Raw genomic sequence first — 18112 nt, forward strand, 5'->3', positions numbered from 1 at the left:
GCGATCAGGCCCGTCAGCGTAACGGTCACAGCACCCCCTGCAACAGTTTGATCGCCAGCAGGTGCAGCGGATAGAACAGATAACCCCAGCGGCCGACACGCGGCACACGCCTGTAATCCTGGCCCAGCAACCAATACCCTGACGGGATCGACAAGGCGGCCACACTCATGATCAGCACGGAGACCGGCAACAGCGGGTACTCGCGCAACCAGCTGTTGGTCAGATTGCCAGCAACGGCCAGGGCGCACGGCAGCAGCCAGGTTGCGCCCCCACGGCTTCTGGCAACGACGACCGCAGCCGGCAGTAATACGCCCGGCAGGCCATACATCAGTTGCTCGCTGTATACAGCTGCGAACAGTGCCGCGCCTGCTGCAAGCCAACGCGCTGCCGATAGGCGGTGATGTACGCCCCAGGCAACCAGCAGGCCCAGGCTCAGCGTGGGGATCACGTTGAACGTCGTCGAGCCGTTGTCCAGCCACCGGTACGGCGCCTCGGAAACTACCGAGAACACCAGCAACCAACCCAGATACCGGGCACTTGTGGCGCTCGGCCAGGCAAGCGGATGGCTGCGCCCAACGTTGATGGCCAAGGCCAATGCAAACAACGGAAACGCCAGTCGGCCAATGATGAACAGACCGTCAGCCTGCGGCCACAGGTAACGCAGGTGGTCGGCGACCATGGTCAGGATCGCCAGCCACTTGACCAGGTCCAACCCGGCCGAGCGCATGCTCAGCGGCCAGGCTCGGGCGCTGCGGCCTGGCCCAGGTACTTGGCGGTCCAGGCCGCCAGCGGCAGCGGTGGCTGCTGATCGAAGATGCGTCGCCAGATCAGCGCCAGGTCATGCCCATTGAACATCGAATTGGGCGCCGTGCCCGACCACGCCGACGGCGTGCCGACGATCCACTGCCCGTGCCCATCGCGGCGGGCCATCTGGAAGCGGAAGGTGTAGTTGCCCGGGATACCCATGCGCAAATCGGTCACCACCAGCGCATCGCCAACCACGTCATAGCGCAACCAGTCGCCGGTGAACCAGCGCAGGCGCTCGTGCAAGGGGGCGCCTTGCAGGGGCTTGGCCGCTTCCAGGTTGAGCGACTGGCGGAGCATTTCCGGGGGCTGGCGATCGAACGCGCTGCTGACGCCTTCGTAGTAATGGCCGTCCGCGGTCTTGGCCATTACCCGCCAGACCAGGCTGTTGAACGCGATAGGCACTGCACGCACCTCGCTTACGGCGATGCCCTGCTGGTCCAGTGCAGCCTGAAAGCGCGCCTCAGCGGCCATGCGACTGGCCAGGCCCAAGCCCAGGTAGGCGGTAGTCAACAGCAGCGTAGCCGTGAGCAGTGTGGTTGCCCTGCCCTGCAAGCCCTTGAACCCGGCGATCAGCACCGCCGCCAACAATGGCAAGGTGTACACCGGGTCGATGATGAACACCGCCGCCCAACTTTCGGGGGTGAAATGCAGCGGCCAGAACAGCTGGGTGCCATACACGGTGAATGCGTCGAGCACGGGGTGGGTGATCAGTACCAGCCAGAACGCCAGGAACAACCGTGGCCAGCGATAGCCTTTTTGCGGCCAGTAGCGTTGGCCAAGCCAACTCACCAGCCAGGCCAGCAGTAGTGCGAGGCCGGTGAGGACGAACACGGAATGGGAAAAGCCCCGGTGGTAGGTCATCTGCGACACCGGGTCGGCGTAGCGGATGATCACATCCAGGTCAGGCAAGGTGCCCAGGGCGGCGCCATAGAGCAGCGAGCGCCGGCCCTGGATGCGGCCGAGCACGCTGCCCTGCAGCGCGGCGCCGAGGACGGCTTGGGTGATTGAGTCCAAGGAAACGATCTCAAGTAGGTGGTTTTTGGCAACCTACCTGCATCCTGTTCGACTGTGCAAATGCAATCGCCGTCCACGCCTAGCGTGGATCACTTCAGAACAACTCAGAACAACTGCCAGGTGTAGACCAGGATCAACCGATTCTCGTCGATATCGCTGCGATAGTTGGACCGCGCCATGGCGTTACGCACGCGGATCCCCAGGCCCTTGAGCACGCCGCTCTGTACCGCGTAACCAATATCCAGGTCGCGTTCGCGGTCCTTGCCCTCATAGCCCAGACCGGTATCGACATTGTTACCGGTGATGTAGCGCACGGTCGCGGTCAGCCCCGGGATGCCCAAGGCGGCGAAGTTGTAGTCGTAGCGCACTTGGTAGGAGCGCTCATCGGTGTAGGCGAACTCGTAGGTGGGTACCTCGTTGCCCAGCGGGGTGATGTTGGCGAACACCCGTGGGAATGGGCTGTCGCCATAGATGCCCTGATAGCCGACATGGAAACTATGCCCGCCATGCTTGGCAGTCAGCAGCGAGAAAAACGCCTGGTTGTCGATCCGGCCGAGCAAGGCGTCGCCGTCCTCGCGGGCGGTGAAGTAACCCAGGTTGGCGCTGAGCAGCCAGTCGCCCACAGGCGTGTTGTGCTTGAGGCCGACGAAGCCCTGTTGGTAGATGTCCTGCAACTGGCCGAACCAGAGGCTGGCGGAGGTCTGGTTGGCATTGAAGGCATAGTCGCCGCCCAGGTAGTTGAAGGCGTCGCTGGCGGCCTGACGCATCGGCACATGGCCGAGCATGGCATTGAGCTTGTCGTCACCGCCTTCGTTGCGCAGGTGAGTGGACGACAGATGCCCTGCCTGCAAGGTCAGGCCAGCGAGTTCGCCAGAGTTGAGGCTCACGCCCTGGTAGGTCGGCGGCAGCAAGCGGATATCGCTGAAGGTCAGCACTGGCAGGTTGGGTTGCAACTCACCGACACGCAGCTCGGTTTTCGAGACGCGAGCCTTGAAGGTCGGTGCCAGGCGGCTGTACTCCCCCGCCGCACGGCCATCGCCATGCACCGGCAACAGGCCGGTATTGACCCGGTCGGGGCTGCTGTCCAGGCGGATGCCGAGCAAGCCCAAGGCGTCCACCCCAAAACCTATCGGGCCTGGGGTGTAGCCTGACTTGAAGTCGAGGATAAAGCCTTGGGCCCATTCCTCGGCCTTGGATTGCTGGTTGGCGCCGACGATGTCTGAGAAATCCCGGCTGAAATAGTAATTGCGGGCGCTGAGGCTGGCCTTGGCATCTTCGAAAAATCCGCCTTCAGCGGCCAGCAGTGGTTGGCTGAGCAAGCTGATGCCCAGGGCGACACAAGGGGTATGGTTCATTGCGAAGCTCTCTATGATCTTGTTGTTATGGGTAAAGCGCTGCAATTACGTGTGGTGTGCGTGAACAGGCTCCTTTCAGGGGCTACGGCGCAGGGCCGCGCCAGGTTGTGGTGGCCGGCGAATCGCCAGCAGCGCATGGGCGCCAAGGCCGAACAGCAGCCCCCAGAACGCCGCCGACAAACCGAGGAACGACACCCCGGATGCCGTTACCAGGAAGGTAAACAGCCCCGCATCACGCTCCAGCGGCTCGGCCAGGCTGCGCGCCAGGGCGTCGCTGATCGCGCCGTACAGGGCAAGCCCGGCCAGGGCGGCGATCAAGGCGGCGGGGAATGCGGCGAACAACGACATCAAGGTCGCTCCGGCAATGCCCAGCAGCAAGTACAGGGCGCTGCCTGAAAGCGCGGCGATATAACGCCGGCGGGGGTTCTCGTGCGCTTCGCGGCCGGTGCACAGGCTGGCGGTGACTGCCGCCAGGTTGAGCCCGTGGCATGCGAATGGGGCAAGCAATAGCCCCCCCACTGCGCTGGCCGTGATCAGGGGGCTGGCCGGTGTCTGGTAGCCGGCATTACGCAGCACGGCCATGCCCGGCATGAACTGCCCGGTCAAGGCCACCAGCACCATCGGCACCGCCAGGCTGAACAGTGCAGACAGGCTGAAGTGCGGCGTGATGAATTGCGGCGAGGCCAACTCGAGCACCAGCGCTTCACTGCGCAATTGGCCGCTCAATAGTGTGACCGCAGCGCCGACACACAGCACAGCGGCCACGGCGTACCGCGGTTGCAGCCGGCGCATCAGCAGGTACGTGACGAACATTGCCAGGACCAATGCGGGCTGTACCGGCAAGGCGCGGAATACTTCGATGCCGAAACTGAACAGGATGCCGGCCTGCATGCCGGCGGCAATCGAGCCGGGCAGACGCGCGATCAGCCGGTCGAAAGCGCCGCTGACACCGATCAGCAGCAAGATCAGGTTGGCGAGCAGATAGGCGCCGATGGCCTGCTCCAGGCCGAGCTGTGGCAAGGCGGTGACCAGCAGTGCCGAGCCTGGTATCGACCAGGCGATGACCACCGGCACGCGATAGCGCAGGCTGAGTAGCGCACCGAGCACGGCGCTGCCGATGGACACCGCCCAGACCCAGGAAGACAGCTGGGCGTGGGTCAAGCCGGCGGCTTCGGCGGCATGGAAGATGATCACCAGCGGGCCGGCATAGGAGATCATCGTCGCGATCAGGCCAGCAACGATGGCGGACAGTGAGCAATCCTTGAACAGGTCTTTCATGTGACCTCTGGCAAGACATCGGGCCAGCCTGGGTGACCGACTCTGGGGTTGTGTGGCCTTCTTCGCGGGCAAGCCCGCTCCCACAGGGAGTGCGTCGATGCAGCGACGCTGGGGTGCCCGTTGATAACGCCGCGCGAGGGCGGCCTGGGTGACCGACTCTGGGTGTGTTGTCTTCTTCGCGGGCAAGCCCGCTCCCACAGGCAGTGCGTCGATGCAGCGACGCTGGGGTGCCCGTTGATAACGCCGCGCGAGGGCGGCCTGGGTGACCGACTCTGGGTTGTGTTGTCTTCTTCGCGGGCAAGCCCGCTCCCACAGGCAGTGCGTCGATGCAGCGACGCTGGGGTGCCCGTTGATAACGCTGCGCGAGGACGGCCTGGGTGACCGACTCTGGGATTGTGTTGTCTTCTTCGCGGGCAAGCCCGCTCCCACAGGCAGTGCGTCGATGCAGCGACGCTGGGGTGCCCGTTGATAACGCTGCGCAACTCCAGGTACTGCGCGGGTCGCCCGAGCGACTCAGTCCCTGTGGGAGCGGGCTTGCCCGCGAAGAAGACAACACGGTGGCTCAGGCCTGCTGCAACGCCCGCGGCCGGCCACTGCGCTGTTCGGCCTCACTGTCCGGGGCCTTTTGCAGCTGGAAGTCGAACCTGAGCTCGGCATAGCGCCCGGCCACACCCCGTGCGCCGTCCTCGCGGAACTCGACCTCACCGACCAGCCCATCACGGGTGGCATAGGCGAAGTCGTCCCACAAGTACTTGTCCCCGGCCAGGTTGATCTGGGTGGTCAGGTGCCGGTGGCCAGGCGCCGAGATGAAGAAGTGCACATGCGCCGGGCGCTGGCCGTGCCGCCCCAGCAGATCCAGGCACTCCTGGGTCGGTCCCTGCGGATCGCAACCATAGCCGGAGGGCACGATGGACCGCGCGCGGTAGCGCCCTTCAGCGTCCGTAACGATGCGCCGACGCAGGTTGTACTCGGATTGGCTCTGATCGAAGAACGAATAGGTGCCACGGGTATTGGCATGCCACAGGTCAACCGTAGCCCCGGGCAGCGGCTGGCCATTGAGGTCCAGCACCTGGCCTTCGAGGAACATCACCGTTGCCACGCCCTCCTCGCTGCCGTCATCCATGCGTACCTGGCCTTCGGCAAGCGGCGCACCGGCCACATACAACGGGCCTTCAATGGTCCGTGGCGTACCGCCGGTGAGGCCGGCTTCGGCGTCCTTGGCGTCCTGCAGCAGGTCGAGGAAATGCTCCAGGCCCAGCCCCGCCACCAGCAGCCCGGCTTCACCGCGCCCACCCAGGCGATTGAGGTAGTCGACGGCATGCCAGAACTCGTCTTCGCTGATCTGCAGGTCCTCGATCAGCTTGGCGCTGTCGTGCAACACGCGCTGGATGATGCGCTTGAGGCGCGGGCTGCCTTGGTCATTGGTAAAACCGGCAGCCTGCTCGAAGAACTTCTGGATATCAGCAGTGTGGGAAATCTTCACGGTCATGATTGCGTACCTCTGTTGTTCTTGTGCGAGTCGGTGGAAATCAGCGGTCGTCGGCATGCACCGACGAGGGGTGGCGACACAGGCCGTCGACCTCGATGTCCATGTACGGGAACAGCGGCAGCTGCATCAGCGTGTCGTGCAGCGCCTCGACACTGGGCACATCGAACACGCTGTAGTTGGCGTAGTGCCCGGCGATGCGCCACAGGTGGCGCCAGGTGCCGTCGCGTTGCAGGCGCTGGGCCAGCTCCTTCTCGTCGGCCTTGAGCTGGGCGGCTTTGGCCGGGTCCATGTCGAGCGGCAGTTTCACGGTCATCTTCACGTGGAACAGCATGGGCAGTTCTCCTTCGATCAAGTCAGGTTCAGCGGCGGGCGAAGCGCGTCAGGCGCGCTTCATCCAGGTTCAGCCCCAGGCCTGGGCTGCGTGGCACGTGCAGCTGGAAGTCGTGGTAGCGCGGTGGCTCGGTGACGATCTCCTCGGTCAGCAGCAGCGGGCCGAACAACTCGGTGCCCCAGGTCAGCTGACGCAGGGTGAGGAAGGCGTGGGCCGAGGCCATAGTGCCGATGGCACCTTCGAGCATGGTTCCGCCGTACACGGCGATGCCGGCCGCCTCGGCAATCTGCGCTGTGCGCAACAACGCTCGGGGACCGCCGTTCTTGGCGATCTTCAGGGCGAAGATGCTGGCGGCGCCGTCGGCGGCAAGGCTGAAGGCATCCTCGACGCTTTCGATCGACTCATCGGCCATGATCGGCGCCGGGCTGCGTTGGTTCAGGCGGATCTGCCCGCCACGGTTGATGCGCGAGATCGGCTGCTCGATCAGGTCGATGCCGTTGTCGCCCAGCACCTGGCAGGCGCGAATGGCTTGCGACTCGTCCCAGTACTGATTGACGTCGACGCGCACGCTGGCGCGCTCGCCCAGCTCGCGCTTGATCGCCACCACGTGCTTGAGGTCCTGCTCCAGTGGGTTGGCGCCGATCTTCAGCTTGAACACGCGATGCCGGCGAATGTCCAGCATGTGCTCAGCCTCGGCGATGTCACGGGAGGTATCACCGCTGGCCAAGGTCCAGGCCACTTCCAGGCTGTCGCGCACGCGGCCGCCGAGCAGCTCACTGACGGCCAGGCCCAGGCGCTTGCCCTGGGCATCGAGCAGCGCGCTTTCGATCCCGGACTTGGCGAAGGTGTTGCCCTTGGCCAACTTGTCCAGCTTGAGCATCGCGGCATTGATGTTGTCCGCCGCCAGGCCGATCAATGCTGGCGCCAGGTGCGCATCGATGTTGGCCTTGATCCCTTCCGGGCTTTCGTAGCCGTAGGCCAGGCCGCCAATGGTGGTGGCCTCGCCGATGCCCTCGACGCCGTCGCTGCAACGCAGGCGCAGCACCACCAGGGTCTGCTGCTGCATGGTGTGCATGGCCAGCTTGTGCGGGCGGATGGTCGGCAGGTCGACGATAATCGCCTCCAGCCGTTCGATAGTCGGGCTTGTCATGCAAGGCCTCCAGTTGGCTAAAGTCACAGGGTCACGCCTGGGCCGCCGTGGCCAGGCCGTGGCGCCGGCTGCTGGCCAGGTGCACGGCCATGGCCAGCGCGGCAATCGCGCCGGGGATGGCAAAGGCGATGAAATTAAGTTGCAGCGGCAGGTTGATGCCCATCAGCGCACCGCCCAGCAGCGGGCCGACGATGGCGCCATTGCGGCCAATGCCCGAGGCCCAGCCAAGGCCAGTGGAGCGCACCGCCAGGCCGTACAATTGCGCAGCGCCGGCATACAGCAGGATTTGCGTGCCGATGGTGGTGGCGCCGGCAATGAAGATCAGCAGGTAGAGCACCGGCATCGGGCTGTTGACCCCAAGCAGGCTGATCGACACAGCTGCAGCGATGAAGAACGCGACCTTGACCTTGACCAGGTTGTAGCGATCGCCCAGCCAGCCGCCGAGAATCGCCCCGGCCATGCCGCCGAAGTTCAACGCCAGCAGGAACGACAGGCTCGAACCCAGGCTGTAGCCGGCGTTGGCCATCAATTTCGGCAACCAGGAGCTGAGTGCATAGACCATCAGCAAGCAGCAGAAGAACGCCAGCCACAGGGCCAGGGTGCGTACCGCCAGGCCATCACGAAACAGCTCCAGCACCGAGGCGCCCTTACCTTTGCGGTCGCTAGCCTGCAATTGATCATCTGCCCGCACCTCACACTGCGGGTCCAGGCGTTTGAGCAGTTTGCGCGCCTCTTCGGTGCGGCCCTGGCGAACCAGGAAACCAATCGACTCGGGCAGGTAATAGAGAATCAGCGGCAACAGCAGCAAGGGCAGCGCAGCGGCGAAGAACATCGACTCCCAGCCAAACCGCGGCAGCAAGAAGATCCCTACCCCGGCCGAGAGCATGCCGCCCAGCGAATAGCCGCTGAACATGATCGCCACCAGGGTGCTGCGCAGGCGTTTGGGCGCGTATTCATTCATCAGCGCCACGGCATTGGGCATCAAGCCGCCGCAGCCAAGCCCGGCGATAAAGCGGTAGATGCCGAACTCGCTCGGGCTGCTGGCAAAACCATTGACAATGGTCGCGCCGGAAAACAAGGCGAAACAGATGGCGATGCCCTTCTTGCGCCCGATGCGGTCGGCCAGGCTGCCGAAGACCAAGGCGCCGAACATCATGCCGAACAGCGCATAGCTGCCCAGCGCACCGGCTTGCAGGGGCGTCAGGCCCCACTCCTTCATGATCACCGGCAATACCACGCCGTAGATGAACAGGTCATAGCCGTCGAAGATCAGCAGCAGGCCGCACCAGGCCATGACCATCCAGTGAAACGGCGTGAAGCGGGCATTATCGATGATCGGGTGGACGTCAATTGTTCGCATGGCATCTGTCTCTGTTGTTTTTGTTGTGTGAGGTGAACCTTGCCGGGCAGGCAATCAGCCGAGATCGCCGCCCCCCACCGGCAGGGTTACGCCGGTGATGTAGGAGGCTTCATCGCTGGCGAGGAAGAGAATCGCGCTGACCTGCTCATCGATGCTGCCGTAGCGTTTCATCAGGCTGCTGTCGAGGGTCTGGGCGACGATCTGCTGGTACCAGGCCTTGTCTTGCTCGCTCTGCTCGGCGTCATTGCGCGGCACCCTGCGCGGCGGGGCCTCGGTGCCGCCGGGCGCGGTGGCGTTGACCCGGATGCCCCGGCCTGCGGTCTCGAAGGCCAGGCATGCGGTGAGGGCGTTGACGCCCCCCTTGGCTGCGCCATACGGCACGCGATTGACTCCGCGGGTGGCAATCGACGACACGTTGACGATGGCGCCGCTGTTGCGTTCGAGCATGTACGGCAGCGCGGCGTGGCAGCACCAAAGGGTCGGGAACAGCGAACGGCGCACCTCGGCCTCGATCTGCTCGACCTCATAGTGTTCGAACGGCTTGGCCCAAATGGTGCCGCCGACGTTGTTGACCAGGATGTCGAGGCGGCCGAAGGTCTCGACCGCCTGGGCCATGACCCGGGCGCACTCACTGTGTTGTTCAAGGTCGGCGGTGAGGGTCAGCATGCCCTCCCCGGCCAACTCATGGACCCATTCCGAACGGTCCACTGCAATGACCTGCGCGCCCTCGGCCTTGAGCCGCCAGCACACGCCACGGCCGATGCCTTGGGCGGCGCCGGTGACCAGGGCGACCTGGCCTTGGAATCTAGCGTTCATCGTTGCCTCCTTGTTGGCGCGGTCGTGGGAGTAGGCTTGCCCCGCGATTGGATCTGCCAGGCCATCGCTGGCGCATGTCCGTTCGCTATCGCCGGGCAAACCCGCTGCCACGCCCTCACCCACTGTGTGCTTGAGCTAATAAAAAAGAGGCCGCCAACACCCGCACGATGCGGGCGGCCCCAACAAAGGTTCAGGCTGCTGCTGCGAACTTCTCGTAGTAGAAGTTGGCCGGGGTTATGCCCTGCTCGCGGATGTACTGGCTGACCGCCTCGACCATCGGCGGCGGGCCGCACAGGTACACGTCCACATCACCTTGGTTGAGGTGGCACGGCTCGATGTGCTGGGTCACGTAGCCCTTGTGTGGATACTGGCTGTCCGGGTTGGCCACACAGGCGCTGAAGGTGAAGTTGGGGATGCGCGCAGCAAATGCCTGCAAGCGGTCCAGCTCGACCAGGTCGAAGTCGTTGGTCACGCCGTAGATCAGGTGCAGCGGGTGCTCGCTGCCGGCCTCGGCGATCTTCTCCAGCATCGCCGTGAACGGCGCCAGGCCCGTGCCACCGGCCAGCAGCAACAGTGGCCGGTGGATCGCGCGCAGGTAAAAGCTGCCCAACGGGCCGGCCAGGGTCATGCTGTCGCCGGTCTTGGCAAGGCTTGTAAGAAAGCTGCTCATCAGCCCGCCCGGCACATTGCGAATCAGGAAGCTGACCTCGCCATCCTTGGGCAATGAGCTGAACGAATAGGCGCGGCTCTGCTCGCTACCCGGCACCTTGAGATTGACGTACTGCCCCGGCAGAAACGCCAGGCTGCTCAGCGACTCGCCCTTGATCGACAAGGCGATGGTGCTTTCGGACAACTGCCGCACATCGCTGATGGCCGCCTCGAAACTGGCCTGCTCGGTCTTGCACAGCTGCGAGGAAGCCGGGATGCGCACGACGCAATCGGACTCGGCGCGCATCTGGCAGGTGAGCACGTAACCCTGGGCGATTTCTTCCTCGCTCAAGGCATCCTCGATGAAGTTGTCACCCAGGTCATAGCGGCCGGACTCGGCTTGACACTTACAGGTGCCGCAGGCGCCGTCGCGGCAGTCCAGCGGGATGTTGATGCCTTGGCGGTAGGCGGCATCGGCAACGGTTTCCTGGCCATCGGCCTGGATGAAACGGGTAACCCCGTCTTCGAAATTCAGTGCGATCTGGAAGCTCATGGTGCACCTCGCAGGCGAGCCTGGCCGCGGCGCGCCAGAGGGCGCCCCGAACGGCACTCGCCAAGACCTGAAGTCAGATGTGGTAGATGTCGATGACCTGGCGAACGTAGTCGTTCTTCAGCACCACTTTCTTGGCCAAAATCTGCGGCTGCTCGCCGCGCAGATCGAGGGTGTAGAAGCTGCTGCCAAAGTAGCTGTCGGTGGTCTTGTAGCGAAAACTCAAGGTGTGCCAGTTGAAGCGCACCAGGCACTGCTCTTCGCTGCGTTCGACGATCTCGATGTTGCTGATGTTGTGGGAGGTGCGTGTGTCCGGCACGGTGGCGCTGGAGCGCTCGGTCTTGATGCGGAACACGCGGTCTTCCAGGCCACCGCGATTGCCGTACCAGATCAGCGAGATCTCACTCTGCGGATCCTCGGTGAGCTGGTCGTTGTCGTCCCAGGATGGCATCCAGAAGGTCGCGTCGGCGGCGTACAGCTCCAGCCACTGATCCCACTGGGCATCATCCAGGTAGCGCGCCTCGCGGTAGAGAAAATCGCGCACGCTGTCATAGAGATCGCTCATCGCACGGCCTCCACGGGAATCAGCTGAGGTTCCTGCTCAAGGGCCTTGAGCATGGTTTCTTGCCAGTACTTGTGCTGCAGCACGAACAGCCCTTCATCCTCGGTGCGCACACCCGACAGCAGCGGTTGCAGCTGGATTTCCTGAGCCGCCTCGTCGGCGCCCTCGACCCAGTGCTTGGCACCGCGGGACATGTCGTTCCAGCCGGTGCCGCCGCCGTAGCCGGTCTGGCACGAGCGGAACTCTTCCAGGTCATCCGGGGTGGCCATGCCACTGACGTTGAAGAAGTCTTCGTATTGGCGGATACGCTTGGCGCGGGCCTCGCGGCTCTCGCCTTTGGGGGCGATGCAGTAGATGGTGATCTCGGTCTTGTTCACCGAAATCGGCCGGGCGATGCGGATCTGCGAGCTGAACTGGTCCATCAGATAGACGTTGGGGTACAGGCACAGGTTGCGCGAATTCTCGATCATCCAGTCGGCGCGGGCCTGGCCGAAGTCAGCCGCCAGTTGCTCGCGGCGCTCATAGGCCGGGCGATCTTCGGGGTTGGCCCAGCGGGTCCAGAGCAGCAGATGGCCGTGGTCGAACGAGTAGAAGCCCCCGCCCTGCTTGGCCCAGGCGCCGGCGCTCATGGTCTTGATCTCGTCACCGCTCTCGCGTTGTTTGCGCTGGCTCTGGGTGGCGGCATAGTTCCAGTGCACGGAGCTGACGTGGTAGCCATCTGCGCCGTTCTCGGCGGTGAGCTTCCAGTTGCCTTCATAGATATAGGAGCTGGAGCCGCGCAGCACTTCCAGGCCTTCTGGCGACTGGTCGACGATCATGTCGATGATCTTGGCCGACTCGCCCAGATGCTCGACCAGCGGCTTGACCTCGGCATTGAGGCTGCCGAACAAGAAGCCACGATAGGACTCGAAGCGCGCGACCTTGGTCAGGTCGTGGGAGCCGTCGCAGTTGAAGCTGTCGGGGTAGCCGGCGTTGCTTGGGTCTTTGACCTTGAGCAGTTTGCCGCTGTTGTTGAAGGTCCAGCCATGGAATGGGCAGGTGTAGCTGGACCGGTTGCCGCGCTTGTGCCGGCAGAGCATGGCGCCACGGTGGCTGCAGGCATTGAGGAAGGCATTGAGCTCGCCGTCCTTGTTGCGTGCAATGAAGACCGGCTGACGGCCCATGGTCAGGGACAGGAAGTCATTTTTTTCGGGAATCTGGCTTTCGTGGGCCAGGTAGATCCAGTTGCCTTCGAAGATGTGTTTCATCTCCAGGTCAAACAGGCGCGGGTCGGTGAACATCTCCCGCTTGCAGCGGTAGACGCCCGATTCCCGGTCGTCCTCGAGCATGGCATTGAGGTAGTCGAATCCCAGGGACATGGCCAGGGTCTCCAATTGTTATTGTTTCAGGCCAGGTCAGGTTATGTGGCGGAGGTGTTACGCAATATCCGCTTCGTGCAGAGTGTTATCCGTTTTGTGCAGGCAGATTGGTTTTAGCCATGGGTGATGGCGGCGCCTGGGCTGGCGATATCTGTCGATAGTGACAGGTGTGGTGGATAGTCGGACGCCATCGCGGGGCAAGCCCGCTCCCACGAGTCACGTGGGAGCGGGCTTGCCCCGCGATGAGGCCGGAACAAACAACACAAAAGAAAAATTCAAACCTTGGCTTTGGCTTTGGCTTTGGCTTCTGCGAGAGCGCAGCGATTCGCCTGCTCTTGATCTTCGTGCGCGTAATTGCAGGCGCCGCAGATTCGCGACTTCAGGAGGCTGAGCAGAGGTGCCTGGAGGGCCAGGCGCGAGATGTAGATTTGCGTAGCAAATCGTAGGCCGCGCGGGCCCGGAAGGCGCCGGCGCGAAGGGATCCCGCCACGGGCGGGACTGATGGTGGAGCGCTGACTTTTTTGGTTACTTTTGGCTGGGCCGGCACACCGGGCGTTTGCCAAAAAAAGTGACCCGCCGTAAAGGCGGAAGGGGCCAGTAAAACCACCCCATCAAATGGATAAGCCCCGGCCCAAATGCCCAAGCTTCCAAGCTTCCATTTACCCAGACTTACCCCCAACCAACCCCTCGATACTAATCTCGCGCATCCTGAACTTCTGCACCTTCCCCGTCACCGTCATCGGAAACTCATCCACAAAGCGGAAATACCGCGGCACCTTGAAATGCGCAATCCGCGCCCTAGCCCACTCCCGCAGCTCGTCCTCACCCACCGAATGCCCAGGATGCAAACGCACCCAGGCGACAATCTCCTCGCCATAGCGGCTACACGGAATACCAATCACCTGCACATCAGCGACCGCCGGATGAGTGAAGAAAAACTCCTCCAACTCACGCGGATAGATGTTCTCACCGCCGCGAATGATCATGTCCTTGCTACGCCCGACGATCCGCACGTAGCCAGCCTCATCCATCACCGCCAGATCGCCAGTGTGCATCCAGCCATCGCCATCGATGCTCTCGGCGGTGGCCTTGGGGTTGTTCCAATACCCCAGCATCACGCTGTAGCCACGGGTACACAGCTCGCCAATGTCCCCACACGCAACGGTAATGCCCTGGTCATCGATGATCTTGCTCTCCAATCGCGGCTGGGTACGCCCCACGCTGGTCACCCGGCGCTCCAGGTCATCATCGGCGCCCGTTTGCAACGACACCGGGCTGGTCTCGGTCATGCCATAGGCAATCTGCACCTGGGCCATGTGCATCTCGTCGATCACCCGGCGCATCACCTCGATCGGGCAGGTAGCGCCAGCCATGATCCCGGTCCGCAGGCTGGACAAATCGAACTCGCCACGCTGTGGGTGATCCAGCTCGGCGATGAACATGGTCGGCACGCCATACAGCGCTGTGGCTTTCTCCTCGGCCACAGCACGCAAAGTGGCCAGGGGGTCGAAGGCATCACTGGGGTAGATCAGGGTGCTGGCGTGGGTCATGCAACCGAGGTTGGCCATGACCATGCCAAAGCAGTGGTACAGCGGCACCGGCACGACCATGCGGTCGTGCTCGGTCAAGCCCAGGCTCTCACCCACCATGTAGCCGTTGTTGAGGATGTTGTGATGGCTGAGCGTGGCGCCTTTGGGGAAGCCAGTAGTACCTGAGGTGTACTGGATGTTGATCGGGTCGCTGGGGCGCAGTTGCGCCTGGCGCGCAGCCAGGGCCTCAGGGCTGATCTCGACAGCCTTGGCCTGCAGATCAGGCCAGGCGAGAAACCCGCCCGGCGGATGGGCGGCCAGGCTGACCACCCCACGCAGTTCGGGCAGGCGTGCGCAGCTCAGTTCTCCGGGCAGGCCTTTGCCCAGGCCTGGGACCAGGCTGAGCAGCATGGCGTGATAATCAGAGGTCTTGAACGCATCGGCGCAGATCACCCAGCGACAGCCCGATTGGCTCAGGGCGTAGTTCAGCTCGCTGCTGCGATAGGCCGGGTTGATGTTGACCAGGATCGCGCCGACCTTGGCACTGGCGAATTGGGTGATACACCATTCGGCACAGTTAGGCGACCAGATGCCCAACCGATCACCCACTTGCACGCCCAAGGCAATCAGCGCGCGGGCGTGTTGATCGACCGCTGCGGCCAATTGCCGCCAGGTGTAGCGCAGGCCTTGATGACGCACCACCAGCGCCTCGCGCTCGGGGAAGCGGGCCACGGTGCTGTCGAAGGCGTCGCCGATGCACTGGCTGAGCAGCGGTTTGTCTTGTTGGCCTTGGGTATAGCTGGGCTGGGTCATGGTGATCTCTTGTTATTTTTAGGGTGTCAGTGCGGGCCTCATCGCGGGGCAAGCCCGCTCCCACGCAGCGGGTATCTTGGCTGCGTGGGAGCGGGCTTGCCCCGCGATGGGGAAGGCACAAGCAACCCACAACTACCTGACGAACACCTGCGGCGTGGTGGTCGACATGTCGCCACCCGGCAGCTTTATATTGCCGACTTTCTCCAGCGTATCGGGATCGAACACCGCCAGATCGTTGAACGTCCCCCCCAGGTACAGCTTGCTGCCGCTGCGGTTGAACGCCACACAGTAATAAGTGTGCTCCAGATTCGCCGCCTTGATCAGCTTGCGCTCCTTGATGTCGTAGCGCGCCAGCCGATTGAGCACGCCATACATCTGGTTGGGATCTTTGGGCGAGCGCAGTCCAGTGAAGTACAGCTCGGTCAGGTCGGCAAATTCCTGGGTGTGGGTCTTGCCGGTCTTGAGGTCCACGCTCAGGTAGCCATACAACAAATCGGCGGTGGCGGGGTCTTGCTTGTCGTCCTTGAACTTGGCGATGGTGTACAGCATCGAGAACTCGTGCCGGGCCGTCTGGTGCGGCCAGAAGTACAGCACGTCCGGCGCGCTGTAGCCGGGGCGGTTCCAGTTGCGTAGCGGCAACGCCACCTCGTACTTGCCATTGCTGACATCCAGCTTGTAGATGTCGGGCCCGGCGACGAACAGGCTGCCATCGTCGGCGGCGCGCATCAGGTACACCTGGCGCGGCATGGGGAAGCTGCGGACCGGCTTGGCGTTGAGGCCGTCGGCGGTATTGAACACTTCCAGGCGCGGCGGCTTGACCACGTAATGATCGTTCAGCCGCTGGCTTGGGTTGACCGTGGCATAGACCTCCTTGCCGTCCGGGCTGATAGCGAACGAGTACATGGCCTTGCCGATTTCGCCAGGGACGCTGGACAAGTTGGCGTGGAAAACGGTTTTGCAGCTGTCCAGGTCAATGCCGTAGATATCGGCAAAGTGGTTGTTCAGCACATAGGCGGTGCGGTTGTCCGGCGCCATCATCGCGGTGCCCGGGCCGAACGCGTCCGGCATGCGGCACGACTTGAATACGCTGTCGTTGGCCACATCCACCACGTGCAGGTTGTTCGGATAGTTGGTGACGATCATGTACTCGTGGCCAGGCGTCAGCGCAGCGCCGGCCTCAGCGGCCTGCGCCGAGGTCCAGGCGCCGGCACAGGCGGCGACGGTGAGCGCGAGCTGCGCGCAGAATCCAGGTTTCATGCGGTTTCCCCTTGTCGTTCTTGTCGGGCCGGTCACTTGTCTTTCGGGAATACGGTGCCCAGGTTGCGCCAGTCGTCCTGCGAGTTGCTCGCCTGGGCGTTCCAGTCCTGGTAGGTGCTCATCATGTCCGGCACCTGGGCCGGCCACCAGCAAGGATCGGAGCAGCCATACAAGTCGGCTTCCATCGGCTGGCACAGCGAGCTGACGCCGCCAAAGGCGTCGACTTCCCACCCCGGGTCGGTAGTCGCGGTGCAACCCGCTACCGCGCTCATGGCCATGACTTCTTCGACCCGGTCCTCGGCGGCGGCTTGTTCAAGGATGCGCGCCTTGTTGTTCATTGCCTTCAAGTGCTTCATATCAATGTGCCTTGCGCGGAGTGATGTAGCGATCGATGAAGGCCGGGTTGACGGCCATGATGCGGCTGTAGACTTCGATGCCGAAGTCGACCCAGTCGCGCATCAGTTCGCAGTAGTGATAGGTCGGATGGGTGGGGTCGCCGTAGCGTGCGTAGCTCTCGTGGTAACAGCCGCCCGAGCACAGGTTACGGATCCGGCAGTCGTCGCAGCCGGTGTTGCTGCGGTCCAGGCGCTGGGACAGGAAGTCGTTGAGCTGCGCCTGTTTGACGCCCTGATGGACATTGCCGAAGGTCGGCAGGCTGGAGCCGGTGAAGCGGTGGCAGAGGTTCAACTCTCCCTGGTGATCGACCGCCAGCATCTTCAGCCCGGCGCCACACGGCAGCGCCTTCTTGTGGCCTTCATGGATGTCGGTGATCAGCTGGTGCAGGTTGGAAAAGCCAATACTGCGGTGTTCCAGGGCAGCCTCAAGATAGCGCCGACCGAGCGCTTTCATGTTGGCGAACACTTGCACCAGTTCCTCGCCAGTCAGGTTGAAGTCGGCCATGTCGCCAGAGGTCACCGGGGCAAACCCCACCTCGGCAAAGCCCATCTCGTTGAACAGGTGATTCCAGATGGTCTCGACGTCGGTGATGCCCCGGGTCAGCGTCACCCGGGCGCCGACCGGGCGGCTGGTGTAGCGCGAGAGCAGCATGTCGGCCTTGCGCCGCACCACGTCATAGGTGCCCTGCCCACCAACGGTGATGCGATTGCGGTCGTGCACGGTCTTCGGCCCGTCGATGCTGATCGACAAGCCGAAGCGGTGGGCGTTGAGCCAGTCGACGATCTCTTCGGTGAGCAGCGTGGCATTGGTGGTCATGATGAACTCCACCTCTTTGCCAGCCTCGGCGAAACGCTGCTCGCAGTAGGCGACCATGTGCTCGATCAGAGGCCGATTGGACAGCGGCTCGCCGCCGAAGAACACCACGCTGTAGCGGGTTTCATCGGGTGACTCCTTGAGCAGCATTTCCACCGAGGCCTCGGCGGTGGCAGTGCTCATTTTCTTGCCCGCCGAAGGCTTGTCCAAGTCTTCCTTGTAGCAATAGGTGCAGCTCAGGTTACAGCCGGTGTTGACGTTCAGCACCACGGTGTTCAGCGCGGTGCGCTCGACCCGCTTGAGGGCGATTTCCGGGGTGAGCGGCGAGCCATCGCTGACCACTTCCAGGGCGATCAGCTCGCGCAGGGTGTCTTCGATATCCTGGCCGCTGAACTGCAGGCTCAGGCGCTGCACCAGTTCATCAGCCGAGCAGCCTTGTTGACGCAAGCTGTCGATGATCCCGCCGGTGACTGCATCGGTGCTGAACAGCGAACTGCTGGGGATGTGAAAGAGCATGCGGTCGGCATCGACCTGCACTTCGTGCAGGTTGCGTTCGACCAGATTCAATTGTGCGCCCATGGCGACC

16 protein-coding genes are annotated in these 18112 nt (G+C 63.3%); all 16 read right to left on the bottom strand.

The features are described from left to right. Positions 1 to 25 precede the first annotated feature (25 nt). The 16 genes from ACI2JX_RS16580 to peaB all read right to left on the bottom strand — a co-directional run bounded on the left by ACI2JX_RS16580 (position 26) and on the right by peaB (position 18105). Positions 26 to 727, bottom strand: a complete 702-nt coding sequence (locus tag ACI2JX_RS16580) for a TraX family protein (protein WP_404690529.1) — start codon at positions 725 to 727, stop codon at positions 26 to 28. 2 nt (positions 728 to 729) lie between these two features. Next, positions 730 to 1821 (bottom strand): metal-dependent hydrolase, encoded by a 1092-nt coding sequence (locus ACI2JX_RS16585; RefSeq protein WP_404690530.1) that lies wholly within the window; start codon positions 1819 to 1821, stop codon positions 730 to 732. Between the two features lie 104 nt (positions 1822 to 1925). Continuing rightward, positions 1926 to 3176, bottom strand: a complete 1251-nt coding sequence (locus ACI2JX_RS16590; RefSeq protein WP_404690531.1) for an OprD family porin — start codon at positions 3174 to 3176, stop codon at positions 1926 to 1928. Positions 3177 to 3251: 75 nt separating this feature from the next. Then, complete coding sequence (locus ACI2JX_RS16595; RefSeq protein ID WP_404690532.1) at positions 3252 to 4454, bottom strand: benzoate/H(+) symporter BenE family transporter; 1203 nt, start codon at positions 4452 to 4454, stop codon at positions 3252 to 3254. A 562-nt stretch (positions 4455 to 5016) separates the two neighbouring features. Then, positions 5017 to 5943: a catechol 1,2-dioxygenase gene (gene catA, locus ACI2JX_RS16600; protein ID WP_264232690.1), complete on the bottom strand. Its 927-nt coding sequence runs from the start codon at positions 5941 to 5943 to the stop codon at positions 5017 to 5019. 40 nt (positions 5944 to 5983) lie between these two features. Continuing rightward, complete coding sequence (catC, locus tag ACI2JX_RS16605; protein ID WP_264232688.1) at positions 5984 to 6274, bottom strand: muconolactone Delta-isomerase; 291 nt, start codon at positions 6272 to 6274, stop codon at positions 5984 to 5986. A gap of 28 nt (positions 6275 to 6302) precedes the next feature. After that, positions 6303 to 7424, bottom strand: a complete 1122-nt coding sequence (locus ACI2JX_RS16610; protein ID WP_404690533.1) for a muconate cycloisomerase family protein — start codon at positions 7422 to 7424, stop codon at positions 6303 to 6305. A 31-nt stretch (positions 7425 to 7455) separates the two neighbouring features. Then, complete coding sequence (locus ACI2JX_RS16615) at positions 7456 to 8784, bottom strand: aromatic acid/H+ symport family MFS transporter (protein WP_264232684.1); 1329 nt, start codon at positions 8782 to 8784, stop codon at positions 7456 to 7458. A 54-nt stretch (positions 8785 to 8838) separates the two neighbouring features. After that, the gene (locus ACI2JX_RS16620) at positions 8839 to 9600 is read right to left on the bottom strand and encodes a 1,6-dihydroxycyclohexa-2,4-diene-1-carboxylate dehydrogenase (RefSeq protein WP_264232682.1); all 762 of its coding nucleotides are present in this window, start codon (positions 9598 to 9600) and stop codon (positions 8839 to 8841) included. 190 nt (positions 9601 to 9790) lie between these two features. Beyond that, positions 9791 to 10801: a benzoate 1,2-dioxygenase electron transfer component BenC gene (gene benC / locus ACI2JX_RS16625; RefSeq protein WP_264232680.1), complete on the bottom strand. Its 1011-nt coding sequence runs from the start codon at positions 10799 to 10801 to the stop codon at positions 9791 to 9793. Between the two features lie 73 nt (positions 10802 to 10874). Next, on the bottom strand, positions 10875 to 11363 hold the full coding sequence (gene benB, locus ACI2JX_RS16630) for a benzoate 1,2-dioxygenase small subunit (protein ID WP_186554376.1): 489 nt from the start codon (positions 11361 to 11363) through the stop codon (positions 10875 to 10877). Next, positions 11360 to 12718, bottom strand: coding sequence for a benzoate 1,2-dioxygenase large subunit (gene benA / locus ACI2JX_RS16635; RefSeq protein WP_368972138.1), 1359 nt, complete (start codon positions 12716 to 12718; stop codon positions 11360 to 11362). Before benA ends, benB begins: the two co-directional genes overlap by 4 nt. 659 nt (positions 12719 to 13377) lie before the next feature. Beyond that, a complete protein-coding gene (locus ACI2JX_RS16640) occupies positions 13378 to 15060 on the bottom strand; it encodes a fatty acid CoA ligase family protein (protein ID WP_404690534.1) in 1683 nt (560 codons plus the stop codon). 132 nt (positions 15061 to 15192) lie between these two features. Then, positions 15193 to 16317 carry a quinohemoprotein amine dehydrogenase subunit beta gene (peaD, locus tag ACI2JX_RS16645; protein WP_404690535.1) on the bottom strand — a complete coding sequence of 375 codons (1125 nt, stop codon included), beginning with the start codon at positions 16315 to 16317 and terminating at the stop codon, positions 15193 to 15195. Between the two features lie 32 nt (positions 16318 to 16349). After that, on the bottom strand, positions 16350 to 16673 hold the full coding sequence (gene qhpC / locus ACI2JX_RS16650) for a quinohemoprotein amine dehydrogenase subunit gamma (protein WP_186554372.1): 324 nt from the start codon (positions 16671 to 16673) through the stop codon (positions 16350 to 16352). A gap of 1 nt (position 16674) precedes the next feature. Further along, positions 16675 to 18105: a quinohemoprotein amine dehydrogenase maturation protein gene (gene peaB / locus ACI2JX_RS16655; RefSeq protein ID WP_404690536.1), complete on the bottom strand. Its 1431-nt coding sequence runs from the start codon at positions 18103 to 18105 to the stop codon at positions 16675 to 16677. Positions 18106 to 18112: the final 7 nt, after the last annotated feature.

Source organism: Pseudomonas sp. NPDC088890, assembly GCF_044900155.1.
In the GTDB taxonomy this organism is placed as follows: Bacteria; Pseudomonadota; Gammaproteobacteria; order Pseudomonadales; family Pseudomonadaceae; genus Aquipseudomonas; species Aquipseudomonas urmiensis.